At 46.5% G+C, this 20,888-nt stretch carries 16 protein-coding genes and 1 pseudogene; 1 reads left to right on the top strand and 16 read right to left on the bottom strand.

Annotated features, from left to right (window positions below; all coding sequences use genetic code 11):
* Nucleotides 1-328 precede the first annotated feature (328 nt).
* From ACQCV8_RS15895 to ACQCV8_RS15940, 10 genes and pseudogenes are all read right to left on the bottom strand, one after another.
* Nucleotides 329-1,540 (bottom strand): dicarboxylate/amino acid:cation symporter, encoded by a 1,212-nt coding sequence (locus ACQCV8_RS15895; RefSeq protein ID WP_426846033.1) that lies wholly within the window; start codon nt 1,538-1,540, stop codon nt 329-331.
* Nucleotides 1,541-1,978: 438 nt separating this feature from the next.
* Nucleotides 1,979-2,749 (bottom strand): enoyl-CoA hydratase, encoded by a 771-nt coding sequence (locus ACQCV8_RS15900; RefSeq protein WP_426846035.1) that lies wholly within the window; start codon nt 2,747-2,749, stop codon nt 1,979-1,981.
* 14 nt (nt 2,750-2,763) lie between these two features.
* Nucleotides 2,764-3,915: a thiolase family protein gene (locus tag ACQCV8_RS15905; protein ID WP_426846037.1), complete on the bottom strand. Its 1,152-nt coding sequence runs from the start codon at nt 3,913-3,915 to the stop codon at nt 2,764-2,766.
* On the bottom strand, nt 3,912-4,787 hold the full coding sequence (locus ACQCV8_RS15910; RefSeq protein ID WP_426846039.1) for a 3-hydroxyacyl-CoA dehydrogenase family protein: 876 nt from the start codon (nt 4,785-4,787) through the stop codon (nt 3,912-3,914). Before ACQCV8_RS15910 ends, ACQCV8_RS15905 begins: the two co-directional genes overlap by 4 nt.
* Nucleotides 4,788-4,805: 18 nt before the next feature.
* Nucleotides 4,806-5,953 (bottom strand): annotated as a pseudogene (locus ACQCV8_RS15915) (acyl-CoA dehydrogenase family protein).
* Nucleotides 5,954-5,972: 19 nt separating this feature from the next.
* Nucleotides 5,973-7,532, bottom strand: a complete 1,560-nt coding sequence (locus tag ACQCV8_RS15920) for a fatty acid--CoA ligase (RefSeq protein WP_426846041.1) — start codon at nt 7,530-7,532, stop codon at nt 5,973-5,975.
* Between the two features lie 276 nt (nt 7,533-7,808).
* The gene (locus ACQCV8_RS15925; protein WP_426846043.1) at nt 7,809-8,249 is read right to left on the bottom strand and encodes a GNAT family N-acetyltransferase; all 441 of its coding nucleotides are present in this window, start codon (nt 8,247-8,249) and stop codon (nt 7,809-7,811) included.
* 355 nt (nt 8,250-8,604) lie between these two features.
* Entirely contained in the window at nt 8,605-10,104 is a 1,500-nt protein-coding gene (locus ACQCV8_RS15930) for a coproporphyrinogen III oxidase (protein WP_426846237.1), read from the bottom strand.
* A gap of 79 nt (nt 10,105-10,183) precedes the next feature.
* On the bottom strand, nt 10,184-10,768 hold the full coding sequence (locus ACQCV8_RS15935; protein ID WP_426846045.1) for a TetR/AcrR family transcriptional regulator: 585 nt from the start codon (nt 10,766-10,768) through the stop codon (nt 10,184-10,186).
* Nucleotides 10,768-11,529 (bottom strand): alpha/beta fold hydrolase, encoded by a 762-nt coding sequence (locus ACQCV8_RS15940; protein ID WP_426846047.1) that lies wholly within the window; start codon nt 11,527-11,529, stop codon nt 10,768-10,770. Before ACQCV8_RS15940 ends, ACQCV8_RS15935 begins: the two co-directional genes overlap by 1 nt.
* Before the next feature lie 153 nt (nt 11,530-11,682).
* Here ACQCV8_RS15940 and ACQCV8_RS15945 point away from each other — a divergent pair, with 153 nt between their 5' ends.
* Entirely contained in the window at nt 11,683-12,609 is a 927-nt protein-coding gene (locus tag ACQCV8_RS15945; RefSeq protein WP_426846049.1) for a S66 peptidase family protein, read from the top strand.
* 117 nt (nt 12,610-12,726) lie between these two features.
* Here ACQCV8_RS15945 and ACQCV8_RS15950 read toward each other — a convergent pair whose 3' ends face one another.
* From ACQCV8_RS15950 to ACQCV8_RS15975, 6 genes are all read right to left on the bottom strand, one after another.
* Entirely contained in the window at nt 12,727-13,593 is an 867-nt protein-coding gene (locus ACQCV8_RS15950) for a Cof-type HAD-IIB family hydrolase (protein WP_426846051.1), read from the bottom strand.
* A 157-nt stretch (nt 13,594-13,750) separates the two neighbouring features.
* On the bottom strand, nt 13,751-15,979 hold the full coding sequence (locus ACQCV8_RS15955; protein ID WP_426846053.1) for an alpha-galactosidase: 2,229 nt from the start codon (nt 15,977-15,979) through the stop codon (nt 13,751-13,753).
* 15 nt (nt 15,980-15,994) lie between these two features.
* Complete coding sequence (locus ACQCV8_RS15960; RefSeq protein WP_426846055.1) at nt 15,995-17,716, bottom strand: glycoside hydrolase family 35 protein; 1,722 nt, start codon at nt 17,714-17,716, stop codon at nt 15,995-15,997.
* 11 nt (nt 17,717-17,727) lie between these two features.
* Nucleotides 17,728-18,588, bottom strand: coding sequence for a carbohydrate ABC transporter permease (locus ACQCV8_RS15965; protein ID WP_426846057.1), 861 nt, complete (start codon nt 18,586-18,588; stop codon nt 17,728-17,730).
* Nucleotides 18,588-19,439 (bottom strand): carbohydrate ABC transporter permease, encoded by an 852-nt coding sequence (locus tag ACQCV8_RS15970; protein WP_426846059.1) that lies wholly within the window; start codon nt 19,437-19,439, stop codon nt 18,588-18,590. The genes ACQCV8_RS15965 and ACQCV8_RS15970 overlap by 1 nt, the downstream gene beginning before the upstream one ends.
* Nucleotides 19,440-19,488: 49 nt before the next feature.
* Nucleotides 19,489-20,754 (bottom strand): ABC transporter substrate-binding protein, encoded by a 1,266-nt coding sequence (locus ACQCV8_RS15975; protein WP_426846061.1) that lies wholly within the window; start codon nt 20,752-20,754, stop codon nt 19,489-19,491.
* Nucleotides 20,755-20,888 lie beyond the last annotated feature (134 nt).

Consider the following 20,888-nt stretch of genomic DNA (forward strand, 5'->3'; position numbering starts at 1 on the left):
GCAATGAGATGCCCCTGTCTTGAAGGCTGTTCAAAACAGAAATGGACTGCGAACGTTTAGTCATTCAAGAATCCCACCCGTCACACCGTAAGGTAGGGCTTGCGGCTTTAGCCGTGGGAGTCTCAAAAGGTATCTTGTTCTCTCCTGGCAAACGAAAATAAACAACACAAACTTGAGTGCGGAAGAAGCGGCAAAGATGATCAAGGAAAAATTCCAATTATAGGATAGAAAAACCGCTTGGATGCCCAAGCGGTTTTTGGTGTTAAATTTACTGCTAATTTATTTGTTATTTTATATAACATTTGAACTGTTATTTGAACTACTTACTCTAAAAGTTCCGGACTTTTTTTTCCCATTGGTTCAAGACTGCTGCGTTAGCTGTATTTCCGATTACATTCAAAGCGGTTCTAAATCCATCTGTAAGCCGGTCTACACCAGCAACTAGACCGATGGCAGCTAAAGGTAGATCTGCTGCGGCCAGTACAGTAGTCATCATGATGATTCCTGCACCGGGAACTCCTGCTGTACTGAACGATACGAGAAGCGCACTGACAAATACCGCCATGATGAGAGAGGGCGTTACAGGCACATCAAACAGCTGCGCAACAAACAAGGCATTAAAGCCTTGAAATACTGCCGCTCCATCCCTTTTAACTGCCGTTCCAAACGGAAGGGCGAAGCTTGCAAGGGTTTTGCTCATCCCATAGCGGTCCTGGATATTTTCCATTGCCACCGGGAGGGATGCGTTTGAGCTTGCTGTTCCAAAAGCCAGAACAAAAGCGGGCGAAAGACTTTTAAAAAACAAGGCCGGTTTGGCCCCTGCCGCAAAAAGCAAAAGGGCATACAACCCAATCATAAAAAATACCGCCATGATTAACCCGATTACATAAAGGCCTAATTTTGCTACAATATCCAGACCTTGAGTAGCAGCTACGGAGGCAAGGAGGGCAAAGACACCAACCGGTGCAGCCTTTAAAATAATCTCAAGGATTTTGCCTGTGATCTCATATAAACTTTCAGTAAAGGAAAGAAAGGGACGGCCTTTTTCCTCGCTGATCAAGTTTATGGCTGTACCTATAAGAATCGATGAAATAATGACCTGCAGCAGGTTTGCCTCTGCAAGAGCCTCAAACGGATTCATCGGGATAATGCTTACCAGCCATTCCAGTATCGACTGGCTTTCCCCGTTTTCAGGTCCACCGCCCGGCAAGCCTGTTACCCCGGCTCCCGGCTTAAGCAAAAACGCAATAAGCATGCCAGCCCCCAGGGCAATAATGCTGGTTACGATATAGAGAGGGATGAGTTTCGCTGTATATCTTCTGATTTTACCTGTCCCTTTCACACTCGTCAGCCCGATAATGAGAGAGGTAAACACGACCGGCACTACTATAAATTGAATGAGTCGAATGAAAGCATTGCCGATTGGATTAAATACATATTGATCAGCCGGCTTTACAAATTCCGGGAAGAAGACATTCAGAATCAAGCCGAACGCGATTCCCGCTGCCAGGCCGATAAGAATACGGGTTGAAAGCTTCATTAAAACCAACCTTTCATATAGAATTAGTTTACATCCAAAAGAATCTTACCACGTATTCTTCAAAGAATCCCCCAATATGCATCATTTTAGCCTGAACTGCACTTGAGGAGCCTGACAGAAAGCGCATTCAGAACAAAAAGATAAGCGGCCTTCAAGCGGTCCTCCAGCACAGCATAGAATGACTGCCCTGCTCTGATACCTTTAAGCGGTAAATACAGGGGAATTGGAAGTGGAAGGAAGCTTGCTTTGTCTCCGCTTAAAAAAAAAGTGCTCAAAGCAACGCTATGAGCACTTCAAGAATGTTCAGTTTTGTCTTAACGAAGCAAAGCTTTCCCTTTCTAAATGAAGACGCAAACCTGCCGCCCGTTGAGCGGCAGAGCATAGCGAGTCAGGACACAGAGTTCGAAGTAATGGCTGCAGTGTCTGTCAGGAGCTTCTTCAGTTCCCTGTAAACTGAGGCTGGCGCTTTTCGAGAAAGGAAGAAATGCCTTCCTTATGATCGCCCGTTTGCCTCATTTTATATTGGGAGGAGGTTTCAAGGCTAAGGATAGCCTCCAGATTTCCTGCGCTTCTGGAGGTAAAGATTCTCTTTGTTTCAATCATGGCAGCTACCGGCTTCTCGAGCCATTCAGAAACCTTTTCTTCAACTGCACTCCTCATATCTCCCGCGGCCATCTGATCAATCAGGCCGGCCTGCAGAGCTTCCTCGGACGACAGTCTCCTGCCCTCCCAAATCATATGCTTCGCTTTGGTTTCTCCCAGTCTTTTTTCCATAAAGAAATGGCCGCCTCCATCCGGAATTAGCCCAATGCCTATGAAATTCATAGATAAAATGGCCGTTTCATGTGCAATAATATGGTCGGAAGCTAGGGCAAGACTGAACCCTAAGCCTGCTGCTGCACCGTGGACTGCACTGATGGTAAGCTTAGGCATCGTATAGAGCTCGAGTATCATCTGCGAGATGGTATGCATAACCGATGAAAAAGCGGATTGATCCATGTCAGACAGCATGGATTTAATGTCGCCTCCTGACGAGAACCCTCTTCCTGCTCCGGATATAACCAAAATATCAGCATCACTGTCTCTTACTTCTTTGAAAGCTGCCAGCAATTCGGACAGCATCTCTCCGTCCATTGCGTTTAATACATCAGGTCTGTTTAATTCAATTCTGGCAGTACGTCCCTCATAGGCAATCTTAACCGTGTTCATTGCTTCATCCCCTTTTACATTCTTTCAATGATCGTGGCGACAGCCATTCCGTGGCCGATGCAAATCGTCACCAAGCCAAGGCGGCCGTTTCTCCGCTCCAGTTCGTGCAGCAGGGTCGCCATCAGCTTGACACCAGTTGCCCCCAGCGGATGACCGAGTGCAATAGCCCCGCCATTAACATTTACTTTCTCTTTATGTGCCTCCAATTCCTTCATCCAAGCTAAAACGACCGGTGCAAATGCTTCATTAATTTCAACTAAGTCGATATCATCAAGTGTCATTCCCGCTTTTTGGAGTACCTTTTTAGTAGCTGGGATCACGCCATCGAGCATGAGAATCGGATCTGATCCGACCACCGCATTTGCGAGGATTCTGGCACGGGGCTTGAACCCGAGATCCAGCGCCTTTGATTTTTCCATTAGAAGGATCGCTGCTGCACCATCACTCATTTGGCTCGCATTTCCAGCTGTAATACGCCCATTGTCTTTAAAGACGGGCTTCAGGGCGGATAATGCCTCAAGCGAAGTATCTGCACGGGGCCCTTCATCCTGTGTGACCGTGATGTTTTTTCCTTCCTTATCGATTCCCGGAACAGGAGCTATTTCCTGATCAAACCGACCGGATTTTTGTGCATCAAGCGCTTTTTGGTGGCTTCGCAAAGAGTAACGGTCCAGCTCCTCTCTCGTAAGACCGTATTTTTCAGCAATCAGCTCCGCAGACACTCCTTGATGAACGAACTCGTATTTTTCCTTTAAAGACCTCGGGATGGTTTGTTCATTCCCGTCGCTTAAGATGGGAACCTTGGACATGCTCTCTACCCCTGCCGCTACTGTTATGTCCATGTCCCCGGATGTAATCTCCTGGCAGGCAAATTGGATCGCCTGAAGCCCTGAGCCGCACATCCTGTTGAGCTGGACAGAGGGAACCGCTACCGGAAACCCTGCATCAAGCGAAGCAAGACGTCCGATATTCAGCCCCTGCTCCCCAATCGGGCTTACACATCCCATAACTATATCCTCAATAAAAGCGGGGTTTAAATTGGAACGGGCTGTTAACTCCTTTAACATTCCCGATGCGAGGTGCACAGGGTGCGTGTTCCGGTAAACCCCATTCCTTCTTCCTGCAGGGGTTCGTACCGCCTCTATAATGACTGCTTCTCTGTTCATCGCTTACTCGTCTCCCTTTGCTCCTTATAATTGTAGAAGCCTTTTCCGGATTTCCGCCCAAAATGACCCGCTTCGACCAGCTTCCTTAATATCTGAGGGGGCAAAAACCGTTCGCCGTAAGCTGCAGCCAGTCCCTCACTGACAAACAGCATCGTATCAAGTCCTACTAAATCTGCCAGTTCAAGCGGTCCCATCGGATAGTTCAGCCCAAGCCGGATTGCTTTATCGATATCCTCCGGACCGGCCACATGTTCTTCATGCATTCTTATGCACTCCAGCATATGTGCAGTAAGCGCTCTTGTCGTGACAAATCCCTGCCTGTCCTTAACCAGAACCGTCTCCTTGCCAATTTCCCGGGAAACGTTCTGTACAGCTTCAATGGTTTCAGCGTTTGTTTCTTCACCCTGCACAATCTCAATCAGCCTCATGACCGGGGCAGGATTAAACCAGTGCATTCCCAGTACTTTCTCCGGGCGGCTTGTGGCGGACGCAATGGCTGTTACACTTAATTCTGACGTATTTGTTGCTAATATCGCCTCTGGAGGAGCGAGTCGGTCAAGCTCTTCAAAGACCAGCTTCTTCAACGTCATGGATTCCGGAACGGCTTCAATAACCAGTTCCGCATCCTTAACAGCAGAGCAGACATCATGAACAGGCCGGATGTTCTCCATTGCTGCAATCACTTCGTGCTCCTCCATTGTTCCTGCTTTGACCAACCGTTTTAAGCTCTTTTCAATCGATGCCTCCGCCTTCTTTAACGCTTCTTTTGAAGAGTCATAGAGAGCAGCCTGCTTGCCCCCCATAGCCAGAGACTGAGCAATTCCACTTCCCATCAGCCCGGCTCCGATGACAGCTGTATTCTTTAATCCCATCTGTCTTCCCCCTAAGTTTTACAATCCCATCCGTTTAGCGATAATGGACTTCATAATTTCGTTTGTTCCGGCGTAGATCGCCATCACCGGGATATCCCGGTATCGTCTGGCCACTTCATACTCTTCCATGTAGCCATATCCTCCATGTAGCTGCATCCCTTCTCCTGCGACCCGTTTAGCCATATCTGTAAGCCACCATTTAGCCATAGAAACCTTTTGAACGGCATCCTTCCCCTCCATATGGTCCTGAATGGCTTCGCTTAAAAAGGAACGCCCGATTTGCACCTCAGTGGCCATTTCAGCAAGACGGAACTGGATGGTCTGAAGCTTGCTGATCGGATTTCCAAACGCCTCCCTTTCCTTTACATAGGAGGTCGTAAGCTCTAAAATTCTCTCAGCAGATGCCTGTGCGCAAATCCCTGCCAGAAGACGCTCCTGCTGCAGCATTTTCATCAAATAGTAAAAGCCCTTTCCTTCTTCTCCCAGAAGGTTTTCTGCGGGCACCATCGCGTCCTCAAAAAATAATTCTGCCGTATCCTGTGCGTGCAGACCAACCTTGTCCAGCTTTTTGCCTTTATGAAAACCAACCGTATCTTTCTCTACAACGAGCAGGCTGATTCCTTTATGCGCCGGGACAGCGTTCGGATTTGTTTTGCAAACCACTAAGACGATGTCCGCATGGATGCCGTTTGTAATAAATGTTTTCTGCCCGTTTAGCCTGTAGCAGCTTCCCTCCCGCACGGCAGAGGTTTGGATCCCGGCAAGGTCAGACCCCGCTCCGGGCTCGGTCATCGCAATCGCCGCAATAATATCTCCGCTCACACAGCCCGGAAGCCAGCGCTGCTTTTGCCCACGGGTTCCATACTCATTAATATAGGGAACCGTAATATCGCTATGCAGACCGAATCCTATGAGGCTTGAACCAATCTTCTCCATCTCTTCATTTGCAATGGCCGTGTATCCGAAATCTGCATTCAATCCTCCGAATTCTTCATCCACCCAGGGGCACAAAAACCCCTCTCTTCCGGCCTTTATCCAGAAGGACCTTGGAATCATCTTTCTTTCTCCCACTGGTCATAATAGGGAGCGGCTTCCTTTTGCAGAAATTTCTTCAGCGATTTTCTGAATATCGCATGCTCCTCTTTTATAAATGCAGGTGCTGTCATTCCTATTCCATCCTCTCTGCTAAGCTTTCGTCTGACCGGCCAGCTGCTCCCTCAGCAGGAATTTCTGAATTTTCCCGCTCGCATTCCTCGGAAGCTCATGAGTGAAAATATACTTGCGGGGACGTTTATACGCGGCAATCCTGTCACTGTTTTTGCAGAAATTCTCCAGGTCTTCCTCCGTCAAAGCCGCGTTCTTCCTAACGATATACGCAACAACTGTTTCTCCCCATTTTTCATGCGGTTCGCCCAGAACGGCTGCATCAAGCACCCCTTCGTGTTCATGGAGCGCATCCTCTACCTCACGGGGGTATACATTTTCACCGCCGCTGATGATCATATCGTCGACCCGGTCTGCAACGTATAAATATCCATCTCTATCCAGATAGCCGAGGTCGCCTGAATGATACCAGCCTTTATAAAGCGCCTTTTCACTCGCTTCCGGCCGTTGATGGTAACCGGCCATCACAGAGGGACCTTTTACTAAGATTTCTCCAACCTGATAGGGCTCAAGACGGTCTTCCGGTTCAGATGGGCCATCTTCCTTTGGGGTTACGATAATCAGTTCATGTCCAAAACAAACTCTTCCTGCTGAACCTGCCTTGGCCAGCTGTTCATCCTCTGCAAGGAAAGTCACGGCAGGTCCCATTTCTGTCATTCCATACGCTTGAACGAGATCGATTCCGGCTGTCTCCTTCAGCGCTTTTACAAGAACAGGCGCCATGGGAGCCGCCCCATACAGACCGACCCTCATGCTGGTGAAGTCCGCTGAATTCAGCTCTTCCTGAAGAAGCATATTCCACATGGTTGGCGCTCCGAACATGATGGTAATCTGTTCCTTTTTGATGACTTCCAAAACTTTTACTGGGTCAAAATGATGAATGATCACGTTTTTTGCACCGATCAGGACTCTCGGGAGAAAACAGCAATGGAGCTCAGCACAATGGAACATGGGAGCCGCCGTAAGTCCGCAGTCGTTCGGTGACAGCCTCAATGCCATCGCACATACCATAGCCTGATCAATCATATCCCGGTGCCGATGCAGGACTCCCTTCGGCCTGCCGGTTGTACCGCTTGTATACATAATGGCGTATAAATCATTCTCGGACACTTCTGTCTTGATTTCTGAAAAAGGAGCTTTTTTAAGCTCATCATAAAAATAGGCAGCATATTCCGGCGGTCTGGAATCGATGGACCAGAATAGCGTAAAGGGGAACTGTTCCTGAAGACTATCAATCTCTGGAGCGAGAGCGCTTTCGAACAAAACGAGTTTAGGAGTGCAGTCTGTCAGAATATAGGCAATTTCCTGCTGCTTCAGCCTGAAATTAATCGGGTTCAAAACCGCCCCGAGTTTGGCACAGGCGAAAAATACCGTTGCCAGTTCAGCACAATTAAAAAGGCAAGTCGATACCCGATCCCCTTTTTTCACTCCGGCATTAGCCATTGCGTTTGCACATTGGTTAACCTCTTTTTGCCACTCGGTAAACGTTCGCCTGATGCCGCGTGAAACATCTGCCAGCGCCTCTTTATCCCTTCCTTTTTCAACCGCCAGGTCAAAAAGCTTCCCGATTGATGAATACATCCTATCCCCTCCGATAATTTGAAATCGCTTTCATTTTTGTGCGCAATCAAAACAGCTCTCTTTATACTTTTCTATCACCATACAATATTCCTCCTTTTTTGGAGGGCAAAATTAGAGGGAAGCCAATGGGATCGTAAAGCTCGTGAAGGAGCAGTCCAGACGGGGCACCCTTCCCGCTGGAGTACCGCCTTTTGGCTTCAAGCATTAACTTAGCAAGGGAGACACTGGAATGCGTCTTCCTTGCTGGATTGATGTTTCCTTTAAGACAGCCCTGTCTCAAATCAAATGCTTCATCATCAAAACTTGGAGCCCTTTATTCCGATCATTGTAAGTATAGCCTGCTTCTTTAAAGCCGAGGTGCTCATAATAGGGCTTGTTTGAAGCTTTTGTTGTGCACCACAGCCCGCTGATTCCTAATTGTGCCAGCAGGTTTTCCCCGAAAAGAATAAGCGTCTGTCCCCTCAATTCGTTTCTGTGGTCAGGATCAATTGCGAGACCCCTCAGACGGTACATTCCATCCCCTTTAATTTTAGTATGCTGTTCCTGGTAGAAGGAAGCCGCTCCTACGAGCTGATCCTGTGCATATGCCCCTATATGAATGGTCTCATGATTCTCATCACCATCGTATTTACACTCCTCCAGTGGTGTCACAGGCAAAATAACCCGCTGCCGAAGCGCTGCTGCGTCTGCAGAATGAATCTGTTTAATTTCAAACATAATCTATGCCCCCTGTCCCTTTTAGTAAAAACCGAAAGGAAGTATTAGTTTAAAAGACGTTAGGCAGGTTGTAAAGTTACAGATTGATATTCAAAGTCTTCTAAAGTCTGCCTATCGAGAAAAAAGGCTCTTCCCTTTTACGTTTGGTTTATTGCCCCTGATTTCCGCTTCTCGCTGCCTGAGCGGCTTGCGGCGGAAGGTGCCTGACGTCAGCGGGACAGGTGAGACCCCGCATGGGAAGAGGCTCGCCGGCCCGCCCATCCGGCTTTTTTTCCACAAAGAAACCCCCGGTCACATCGGGGGTAATCCACTCCTATATTTTTTTGGAATAGGACTATTTAGACAGCCCCTGCCTTTATACCTTCACAGCAAATAATTCTTTCATGATTCTGATTTTCTCTTCTGTATAGTGTTTAAATCCCTCGTTATACGATTTGGGATCCTTCGGGTTGCTGAAATGTGAGATCTTCCCGGTTTCAGGATGGCGGAATTTGCTGGCAGCGCCGCACCCCAGACCTAAAATGGTTTGCTGTTCTTCCATAATCATGATGTTGTACAGCGAATCCTGGCCCTCAAGTGCATAGCCAACGTTTTCCAGATTGCCGAGAATGTTTTTTTGCCGGTACAGGTAGTATGGTTCGTACCCGTTTTTCTTCGTCCACTCAACAGCCAGAGTCATCATATCACTTGTTTCTTCACGGCTTGCGACTTTATAGCGTTTTTTATTTTGTGTCATTTCAGAAGCACGCTTGAATGAGAGGGTATGGACGGTAAGGGATTCAGGCATGAGCTTTTCCGTTTCCGATAAGGAATGGCTCATTTCTTCCACCCCTTCATTCGGGAGCCCGATAATAAGATCCATGTTAATATTGTTCATTCCATGTTTTCTTGCCAGATGGAATTTATCAATCGTTTCCTCCACCGTATGATGGCGCCCAATTGCCTTTAAGGTCTCTTGTGTATAGGACTGTGGATTGATGCTGATCCGGTCGATGCTGTATTTTTTCAGAACGTCGAGCTTATCTGGTGTAATGGTGTCTGGACGGCCTGCTTCTACTGTGATTTCACGGATGTTCTGTATGCCGGGAAATGCGTCCGTCATCCTTTCATACAGGCTGTCCATTTCTTCTGCTGTGATGCTTGTCGGAGTTCCTCCGCCATAGTATACAGTTGTGATTTTAATGCCGCTTTCCTTTAGATATTTACCGATTTCCTCCATTTCATAATGCAGACCGCCAAGAAAGGAATCCACTCTCCCCTGCTTTCCATTCATGGCAAAAGCCGGAAACGTGCAGTAAGCACATTTGGTCGGACAAAAAGGAATGCCAATGTAGATGCTGATTTCTCTGCTTAGGTCATGGAGGTCCGGAATTACTTTCAGCTGTCTGTCTACAATCGTTTGCATCAATTGGATCTTTTGCTCTGTAATCAAATATTCGTCACGCAGCTTTTGATGGGCTGCTTCCTGTCCAATCCCATCCTTCAGCATTTTATGAAGAAGCTTAACCGGTCTCATACCCGTCAGAATTCCCCACTGCTGAATCATCCCCGTTTGTTCCTGCAAAAGCATCAGATAAACGTGGGAGAGTGTATTTTTCACCTGTCTAAATCGGTCTTTTTCAGTTGCATAGCCTGTGAGGTCTTTTTCCCGGACCGCTTCATGACTGTTGGATCCGGATGCTAATACACCTGAAATACAAATCCTGTTTCCGTCCTCTTTTATAGTAAATGAAGCCGATATTTCAGCCTCTTCTTTATCAAAGAGTAATTCGGTTTCTTCAAAGAATAAATTTGAGATCAGCGTAAGGGGCCGCTGGAAGCGTTCATCTGTTATTCCATTTATTTGAATGCGCAACATGATCACCTTTTTACATTATTAGTTCTGTTAAAAAACTGCTCTTAGTTTACATGAAGGCCGTTTGGAAAACAATCCGCTAGTCACAGAATTCCTCTATGACCTGTGCCTTCATTTCTTCGATTGGAAAATGGTCTGGATAGCTGCTGTTCATCAGCATGATGCCATGCAGGGTTGAAGAGAACAAAAGCGACCGTTTCCTTGGTTCGGGTACGCCGAGCTTTTCGAATATCGTACACTGGAATTCAAACTGCTTTTCAAATTCCTCTCTAAGGCGTGCTGCATATTTGGCAAGGATTATATCATGCTGGGGCTGCGTTTGGATATTCAGAAAAAAGCGGTAAAGCTCTGGCTGACGGAATACGTTTTCAAGTGTTTCTTCGGCAATATAGCAAATCCGGTCCAGAGGCAGCTCTTTTTCCTCTGCCCCTTCTGTAACCGCGCGCATATTTTCAATCCGCATCTGCACCATGGCAGCCAGCAGACCTTCTTTTCCTTTGAAATAATGATAAAGAAGGCCTTTGGAAACCTGCGCCATCTTTGTTACCTCTTCTATCGAAGTAGAGTGATATCCCTTTTTCATAAACAGACTCATTGCAGCTGCTAAAATTTTTTCGCTCGTTTCTTTTCTGATTTTCATAAAAGCTTCAGGGGTTCGAGGCATTATTGGCTGGCTTCCTCCTTCATAAAAGCTAAGATGTAATCCGCTATTTCCTCAGGATGGGTAAGGGTTGACATTTGATCAGCACGCGGAATAATAACAAATTCGATGGATGGCACTTGTTCATACCATTCTCTTATTTGATACATATCTTCAAATTCCTTTGTGCCCTGGATAAATAAAGTGGACGCCTGCATTTCCTTCAGCCGCTGAATGGCAGGAGGCTCGGGCCAGATTACTTCATAACTTTTCCATTCAGTCGTTGCTTTTTTTAAATAATGTTCCATCATTTCTTCAAAAAAGGCAAGTTGTTCAGAAGCGCTGATTACCTTATGGTGGGGTCCGTCTATTATAAACTTGGTCATTTCTGAAATGTTTTTCGCATCATTTACTTTCTGCACCCAGGTATTGTACTTATAGGTATACTCATAGCCGGTTAAAGAGGGAGAGATTAAAATCAATTTCTCAATGCGGGAAGGGTCGGTCAGGGCAAAATCGGCTGCAACTTGTCCTCCCCTGGAGTGTCCGACAATTGTGGCTTTTTCAATATGATAATTGTCCAGAAGCATCTTCAGATCTTTGACAGGGTCCATCGGCTCCAACGGAGAAGGAGACTTGCCTGCTCCGCGTACATCGTATGCAATGACTTGGCACGTCTCTAACAGAAAGGGGATGATAAAACCCCACTCACGTAAATCCTGTCCGGGTCCATGAATCAATACAACGGGGCGGCCGCTGCCTTTCACTTCGGCATGCAAATCCATATAAGCCCTCCTAAATTATCTGACACGTTCATGCTACCTTATGATTGAACACTTGGTCAATGAAAAACAGGCTGTTTTTACAACCTTTCCTTCTTTTTAATATTAAAATGACATATAATCTGATAGCCTATTTTGAATTCCGGAGGGATGGCAATGGCAATAAAGCCGCCGATCTTGCAGCGGGGGGATACGATTGGCATCGTGACACTCGGCACACCGCTCAGTGCGGAAACAATCAACCAGGGGATTGCCATTTTGAAGAATCTGGGTTTTAAGGTGGTGCTTGGAGATTATGTGTATGCTTCTGAAGGTTATTTAGCAGGAACAGATGAGCAGCGTGCCGCCGATTTAATGAAGATGTTCTCAAATTCTGCTGTTAAAATGATTCTCCCTTCAAGAGGCGGAGTGGGTGTGGCTGGTATTCTCCCTTACCTTGACTATTCCGTTATCCGCCAAAACCCAAAGATTTTAAGCGGCTACAGTGACATTACCGTTCTTCAAAATGTGTTGCTGCAGTATGCTGATTTAATTACCTTCCAAAGCCTTCTGCTGCTGGATTTCGCACCGGAAACTCCAGCCTATAATTTTCAGCAGTTTTTTGCAGCGGTTGCGACCCTTCAGTCTCCAAGGCAAATCGTCAACCCGCCCGGGATTCCTCAAATAAGCAGAATCCCAGGCAATGTATCAGGAGAAACGGCAGGCGGTAATCTGACTTCTTTTACCGATACAATCGGAACCATCTATGAAGTGGATACAACAGGAAAAATTCTTATCCTCGAGGAAATCGAGGAACCGGTAAACAAAGTCTACCGGTATGTTAACCATTTAAAGCTCGCGGGTAAATTTGAGGACTGTGCAGGGATTGTGCTTGGAGAATGTACGAAATGCGAAGAGGCTTATGGCAAAACGTTCGAGGATTTAATCCGCGACTTTCTTATTCCATTAGGAAAGCCTCTTATGACCAACGTGACGACCGCTCACGGGTATTACAAAGCCGCCATTCCCATTGGAGCAAAAGCGAATTTAAATACAGAAAACAACACTTTTACAATTCTTGAGCCTTCCGTCAGGCCTCTTTAAAGCGAGCAGCCCCACCGCGTTGAGTAATGTTAAGCTATACTATTTCAGCCAGCAGCCCATGGGGGGATTTATGTTTTTCCTGTACAAAAAAAGCCGACCTGTCAGGTCAGCCATTCGTTACCGGTTCAGCTTGATTTTTTCAACAAAACCGAGGCGGTACTGTTTTCTAAAATGCTCTTTAATCATATAAGCAACTCCGGATTCTTCATTTGACCGCGTTATCCAGTCAGCTGCCTTTTTCACTTCAAACGGCGCCTGGCCCATAGCCACGCCCAGCCCGGCATTGGCGATCAGTTCGCGGTCATCTGCGCTATCTCCGATGGCTACCACTTCACTCATGGAAATTTCGAGATTCCGGCAAAGCAAGCTTAAGCCGGATGCTTTGGACACGCCTTTTGCCGTTAGGTCAAACCTCAGTGGATTGCGGTCCGTAATGGTTATCTCGCTGAACGTTTCATTCAAAAAGAGTATGGCAGCCTCCTTCTCGCGCTTGTTTTGAAAGAGGACCTCCATTTTAGGTGCATCGATCGGTTCATCCCTTAAAGCATCTCCAAGCGACTCTACATATTGATTCGGATAAAATAATGGTTCAGATGACTGGATGACCGTACTTCCGGTCATATGCGGTGTTACCTTTACCCTGTTCCCTATGCTGTACCGTTCGTGAATAATCCGGATATGACACTCATAATTTTCAAGAATCTGCACAAGATTGAAGGTCAGCTTTTCTCCAAGCCGCCTTTCAAAAAGCGGCTCATCTATTTTTTCTGCGATGAAAGCGCCGCTGTGGGTAACAAGGGCGGATTCGATTTTTAAGGCTCTGGCAAGCTTTCTTGCAGACTGGAAATGGCGATTGGTGACAAGGGTCACATAAACGCCTTTATTCTGGACGAAATCAATGGCTTCTTTTGTTGCCTGATGAAGGCGGCCGTTTGAACGGAGCAGTGTTCCGTCTATGTTTAATGCAAGCATGCGGTAAACCACGCAGGCTCCCCCTCTCTGGATGTTTGAAGCTTTCCCTTATCAGCGTATTCAGGGAACGAGGGGGCTAGAACAAGGCGGTTTGTTTCAAACAGATTTTTCTCTGCAGCTGCCTATTTCACACTGATCCGTCCGAGAAGCTTCGATGCGTTCTCTATGCTTATAGAAGTCTTTTCAGGTAGAAAATCTCTGACTGAAAGTCTCCTCCTCTTTTGGCCCAGGGTCCGTTAACGCCATTGAATTCCGGAGAAAGATTCACCCCTCTCCTCATCAGTTCATCTCCGTGATGCGGCTTGGTTTGTCCATTGATTGTGTAAGAAGCATCCGGATCCAGTCCGGCAAGTTTAATGATTTGCCCGTTTTTCGGATTTGGAGCTGCAAGCATTTTATACCACCCTGCCAGCGCCTCTGACCGGTCCTTTGAAACAACCATCCAGAGCAGTTCATTGGAGGTGAACGGGCTGCGCAGTCTGTAGAAATCTCCATCCCGGATCAGCGTTCTGTATTTCTTATAATTCAGGATTTGGATCTTTACTTCTTCTTTTTCTTCAGAGGTCATTTGATTTGGATCCAGTTCATATCCGAAAGTCCCGAAATATGCAACATCCCCGCGTGTTTTAAGAGACGTGTTTCTTAAGGTCTGGTGATTTGGAATAGCAGATACGTGGGATCCCATGCTGTAAAGCGGATATACAAAAGAGGATCCGTATTGAATTTTCATTCGCTCAGCTGCATCGGTATCATCGCTCGCCCAAGCCTGCGGTGCATAATACAGCATTCCCGCATCAAAGCGGCCTCCTCCTCCCGCACACGATTCAAAAAGCACGTCAGGAAATTCAGACGTAAGCCTCTCATAGAGATCATAAACTCCAAGAATATAACGGTGGAAAAATTCTCCTTGATGTTCAAAATCCAGAGAGGCGGAAAAAGCTTCTGTAATGTTCCGGTTCATATCCCACTTAATGTAGCTGAGCTGGGCAGATTTGATAAAGGAAGACATCCGTTCATACATATGATCAACGACTTCTCTCCGGGTGTAATCGAGAACCCATTGGTTCCGCCCATATGATTTAGGCCGGTCCGGATCATGAACAACCCAGTCAGGGTGCTCTCCGAACAAAAGACTTTCCTCATTCACCATCTCCGGTTCGAACCATAGGCCGAACTTTAACCCTTCTGCACGAACGGCTTCGGATAATGCTTCCATTCCGTCCGGAAGCTTATTCTCATCGGTAAACCAGTCGCCAAGCGATGTCGTATCATCATCTCTTTTGCCAAACCAGCCATCATCCAGAACAAAAAGCTCGATTCCCAGCTCTTTTGACTGCTTGGCTATCTGGATAATTTTTTCTGCATTAAAATCAAAATAGGTTGCCTCCCAGTTATTGATCAGAACCGGGCGCTCCTTTTTTTGCCAATTTGAGGATATAAGATGATGACGGAATAGGTCATGAACACTCTGTGTTAACCCGTTTAAGCCTTGATCCGAATACGTCATTACCGCTTCAGGTGAATGGAAGGTTTCTCCCGGATTTAGCTGCCAATTAAATTGGAATGGGTGAATCCCCATCATCACCCGTGCTGTATCGTAATGGTCCACTTCGATTTGGGCAAGAAAATTCCCGCTGTAGATAAAATGAAAGCTGATGGCTTCCCCAAGCGTTTCCGTTGTTTCAGGCCGGCGAAGTGCCAGGAATGGATTGTGATGATGGGAGCTCGCTCCTCTGGCACTTCCAACCGATTGGATTCCGCTCTCAAGCTTACGTTCCTTTATATGACGCTCTCTCGACCATGCCCCCGAAAGCTGCATCATCATATATTCACTGTCGCTCAAATCCAATGAAAGACTCATTACCCGTTCAAGCCTGATTTTCTCATTCCCGATGTTTTCAAGGACCGTTCTTCTGGCGATAACAGGCAAGTCCTGAAACAGCGTATAGTGAAGGGTCAGCTTTAAACCAGCCGTTCTGTCAATGAGGGAAACCTCAAGGTTCTCCGCTTCCCCGGGCTTTGAATAGGTAGCCGGCAGCCCTGGTATCCGCTCTTTGCCTTCAGTCACAGTGTATCCTTCAAAATCAAACCGGTGGATGGAGCTGCCGCTTTCTCTTTTAATGGAAAGAGCCGGTTCCCTGAAATCTGTTGTTCCATAGCCCGGGTATTCCTGTTTTACCGTTTCCAGGGAAAAAGCGGGATCAGCTTTTTCAGCATGGCAGCTCGCTGCAGTGGGTATTCCTCCGTCCTGAAAATGCGAAAAATCAGCCTGGTGCTTAATGGCTATTCCATAATACAAGTGCCCGAGCTCCCCGTTTTTCAATACATGAAAGATGTAGCTTATTTTCCCGTTTGTTAAGTGAAATTGCTTCGCTTCTGTATTAATATGAATACTCATCGACTGTTCCTCCTCTTAGCCTAGCATCGGCTGGTCCAGTAAGCTGATCATGCTGGTATCCGTACCCTCGAGCTCCAGCACAAGGATCTCGTTTTCTCCTTCTCTTAAAAGCGGTGCAGGGATATATAGCCGCTGCTGTGGACCTTGCGGCTGCCAGTAGCGGCCAAGATTGAAAGAATTCACCCATACAAATCCTTTCGTCCATCCGGTCATATCAACAAATGTGTCAGCGCGTTCCTGAACGTTTACTGTACTCTTGAAAAACTTTGGGAATCGATGATCCGATCCGGCTATCCATTCCAAGTCACCGCCCTCCAGACTGAGCGGTACCACTTCCCAGTTAAACCAGTATTGTCCGCCAATCCAAAGATTCTCAATTATCCCTTTACGGTCTTTTAAGTGCTTGCCGTAATTGACCCGGCCCATATTTTCCACCAGAATCTCAAGGGTATTCACAGGAAGATCAAATGGCAGCCTGATCATTTTTTCCTGATCATTGCGGTACACGGTTTTTACATGCTGTCCATTGATATAGATGAACGCCCTGTCCCTGATCGGGGAGATATCCAGCTCCAGATCACCTTGCTTTTCGACGTTCGTACGATATAAGATCAGGCCATAGTTTTGTCCATACACTTCCATGGAACGGGGGCCGGTCGTACTAACCGGGGTTTTACTGGCGATTGTATGAAACAGGCTCGTTTGCTCGGTAAGCAATACCTGCCCATACGTCTTTTTAACAGCAGGTGCCGGAATTTCTTCAGGAACTTCCACTATTTTCTTAAGAATTTTCTTGACCTCAAAATACTTCTTAGAAGGGTCCCCCCATTCTGTCAGCAACGCATCATAATCATAGCTTGTGATGGTCGGCGTATAAGCCTCATAATGGTTTGCCCCGTTCATAAACCCGAAGTTCGTTCCTCCATGGAACATGTAAAAATTAACCGACGCCCCTTTCGAAAGCATCTCTTCATATACAGCTGTCATATCGGCTGAATCCCGTCTATGATGCTCACCGCCCCAGTGGTCAAACCAGCCTATCCAAAATTCTGCGCACATGAGCGGAGACCCGGGCTTGAAGGATTTCAGCTTTTGAAACGCATCCTCTGCCCTTGATCCGAAATTCAAGGCAGTTACAGCATTTTGCAGGGAACCGTGCTTGATATATTCAGGACCATCAGATGTAAAAAGCAGTACATCGATGCCCGACGTTTTATACAAATCCTCTAAATAGGTTAAATAGACTTGATCATTCCCGTAAGCCCCATATTCATTTTCAATCTGCACCGCAATGACAGGCCCGCCATTAGTACTGAGGTACGGAACAAGCTTCGGCAGCAGAACTTGAAAATAGTCTGTCAGATGCTCCAGGAAAGCCGGATCTGAGCTCCGGAGCTCCATATCCTTTCCCTTCAGCAGCCATGCCGGGAGACCTCCGAACTCCCACTCCGCACATATATAAGGTGCCGGTCTTAAAATAACATGCAGCTTCAGCTTTTGAGCAGCCTTTATAAATCCTTCTATATCGGCCAGCCCCTCAAATCGAAAGTACCCTTTTTCCGGTTCGTGAACGTTCCATGGAATGTACGTCTCAACCGTATTCAAGCCAAGCATTTTCAGTTTTTCAAGACGGTCCTCCCAATACTCTGGAACGACCCTGAAATAATGAATGCTTCCGGATAGGATTACAAATGGCTTGCCGTCGAGCCAGAACCGGCCGTCTTTTTCTGTAAGCATGTGTACCCTCCTTATTTAACCGCGCTTCCAAGCATTCCCGAAATAAACTGTTTCTGCAGAACAAGGAAGAAAATAATAATCGGGATGGTTGCGATGGAAACTCCGGTCATGACTTGTCCATAATCGATATAGGAGAGACCAAGCAGACTGGAAAGAGCAACAGGGAACGTATGCATAGATGAATCGTTCAGGACAACGAGCGGCCACAGGAAATTGTTCCATTGTGTCATAAATAGAAAAATAGATGCTGCAGCAAGTGAAGGCCGCATTGCAGGCATAACTACCTTTGCGAAGATTTTGAGCTCACCTGCTCCGTCAAGGCGGGCTGCCTCAATAAGCTCAGTCGGAAAGGCCAGGAAATTTTGCCTCAGCAGAAAAATCGCAAACGGATAGCAGATCTGCGGAGCAATCACCGCAAAATAGGTGTTAAGCAAGCCCGCAGAAGACATCATCTGGAATAGCGGAATCAAAGTAGCCTGATAAGGGATCATCATTGAAAGCAAAAATGCAGTGAAAATCAGGTTTCTCCCCTTAAATTCGAACTTAGCAAGAGCATAGGCTGCTAATGAGCATACGATCAGGGCCGAGACGACATAAATCAGCGATACAAACAATGAGTTAAACAATACTCTCGTTACATCAATGGTGGAGTTAAGGTTTTGCAAATTCTCTGCAAACTTTGTCCCAGGGAGAAATGTCGGCGGGTTTGTAAACATTTTTCCTGATTCATTTGTAGAACCAATGAACATCCAGTAAAAAGGAAAAATGGATATAATCAGAAACACGCCCAGAAGCACATACATTCCAATCTTCTGCGGAAGATTCCGGCTGTTTTTTTGATGAGCTGCAGCTGTATAGCTGGATGTTTTCATTATCGATCACCTGCCACTTTAAATTGGATGAAGGTTAAGACCGCCACAAGGACCACGACTACATAGGCAATTGCTGAAGCATAGCCGAACTGGAAATATTCAAAGCCATTTTCATAGATGTACAGCCCAAGCGTCATTGTCGCATCTGCCGGCCCCCCGTTCGTGAGGTTGAAGGGCTCATCAAACAATTGAAGCGTACCGATTGTACTTAAGGTTCCGGCGAATAAAATGACAGGCTTTAACTGTGGAATGGTAATGTAAAAGAATTGTCTTATTTTACCAGACCCATCAAGAGATGCTGCCTCATAGATTTCTTCTGGGATGTTTTGAAGTGCTGCCAGGAAAATCACCATATTGTAGCCTGTCCATCTCCACGTCATAGCCAGAATAATGGATGCCTTTGCCCAAAAACCATCAGTAAGCCAAGGGACTGCCGCAATGCCAAGGTAGCTTAGGGCATTGTTAATTATCCCCTCTTCCTGAAGCATAATCGAAAAAAGGATCGAGTACGCAACGAGAGAGGTTACTGCGGGAAGGAAGAAGGATACCCTGAAAAACCCCTTCAGCTTCAACAGCTGGCTGTTCAGGGCACCTGCGAGGATCAGGGCGAGCAAAAGCATTACCGGCACCTGAAAAATAAAAATGATAAATGTGTTTTTAAGCGCTGTCCAAAAGATTTCATCATTGAACAGGCGGATGTAGTTGTTTAAACCATTAAACACATAAGCCCCCGCTTCAAATTTTTGAAAACTCAATATGAACGAGGCGATTACCGGATACACGGTGAAGATGATAAACAAGATCAGTGCCGGTGCCAGAAACCAATATGGAAACATACGTGAACGAATCATTAGCAATCCCGCCTTTTCGAGAAGGAGCTCATAAGCTTCTTCTATTTTTTTAAAGCATTCTGTTTTTCAAGCGTTTTTGCGCCGCCTTGAAGGCCTCCTGGATAGAAAGTTTGCCGCTCATAGCTTCTGATTGGGCTTTAACGGCTTCATCCTTCGCGTATGGGAAGGATCCGGTGTAATTGACGGAAGGAATATCGTCCATCTGATCAGCCAGAGTCTTCCAGATTGCCTGTCCCCCGAAGAAGCTGACCCCCTCAGTAAAAACAGGTTCATCATAGGTGGATGTAAGAGAAGGGAAAAGACCGCCCTTCATCGCCTCAACCTGCGTCTGTTCATCTGTAGAGAAATATTCCAGGAAATCATAAGCTGCTTCAGGATTTTTTGAGGATTTCATAATCGTATAGTTGCTGCCTCCAAGGTTTGAAGCACGGTTGCCCCCTTCTTTAAACGCCGGGAGCGGAATCACTCCCCATTTCCCTGCAGATTCTTTTCCCTGCTGTTCAATGGAACCTGCAAGCCATGCTCCGGATGGGGCTGTCGCTACATCCCCCTGCACCATGGAACCAATCCAGGCATCCCATCCTACCGTATTTTTAATAAGATCTGCTTCTTTCAGCTGTCTATGGACTTCCATTGCCCGGTAGGATTCAGGAGAAGTTAGATTTGGCTCCTCATTACTATCAAAATAAAAGGTCCCTTGCTGATTCAGCATCATTCGATACAGCCCGTCATCTCCATTTAAATCAAGGCCAATCATATCTTTTCCGGTTTTTTCTTTAATGGTTTTTCCGGCTTCCGCATAGTCCGTCCACGTCTTAATGTCTTCAGCTTCTATACCGGCATTTTCGAAAATATCCGTTCTATAGAACATTCCTGTAGGTCCGGCATCAAAAGGGAACGCATACAAATCCCCTTCCTTTGAAACCAGATCTCGTTTAAACTCTGGAAACTGGGCCGCTTTTTCTTTATCAAATCCCTGTTCAGTCAGATTCAGAAAAGCATCCGGGAAGGAATGAATGTATCCTTGAATCCGGTCATCCTCAACAAGGACTATGTCCGGGAGTCCCTGCCCCCCTGCAAGCAGGCCAGTCGTCAGCTTTTGATAAACATCTGCTGTACCCATTTCGACAATATCGAGCTCAAATTCGGGATGGTCTTTTTGGTAGCGCTTTTCCGCAGCCTCAAGGACCGGTACATTGACGTTCCATACCCACGCCGTCAGCTTATTAGGATTTTCCGCCTTGCTTCCCGAACAGCCTGCAAGCAAACCAAACAATAGGATCAGACATAGCCTTACGTTTATTTTTTTCATCATTTCCCTCCTCCTTTAATATCCCGCTGAGAAACCATTACTTAATTAAATTACAAAACTAACTTTGCAAAGGTACACCGCCCCCGGCTGCTGAACTAACAAGCATGCATCCGGAGGCGTGGCCGTATGATGCTGCG

Origin of the sequence: Metabacillus sp. 84 (genome assembly GCF_050107715.1) — a bacterium.
Classification (GTDB): Bacteria; Bacillota; Bacilli; order Bacillales; family Bacillaceae; genus Metabacillus_B.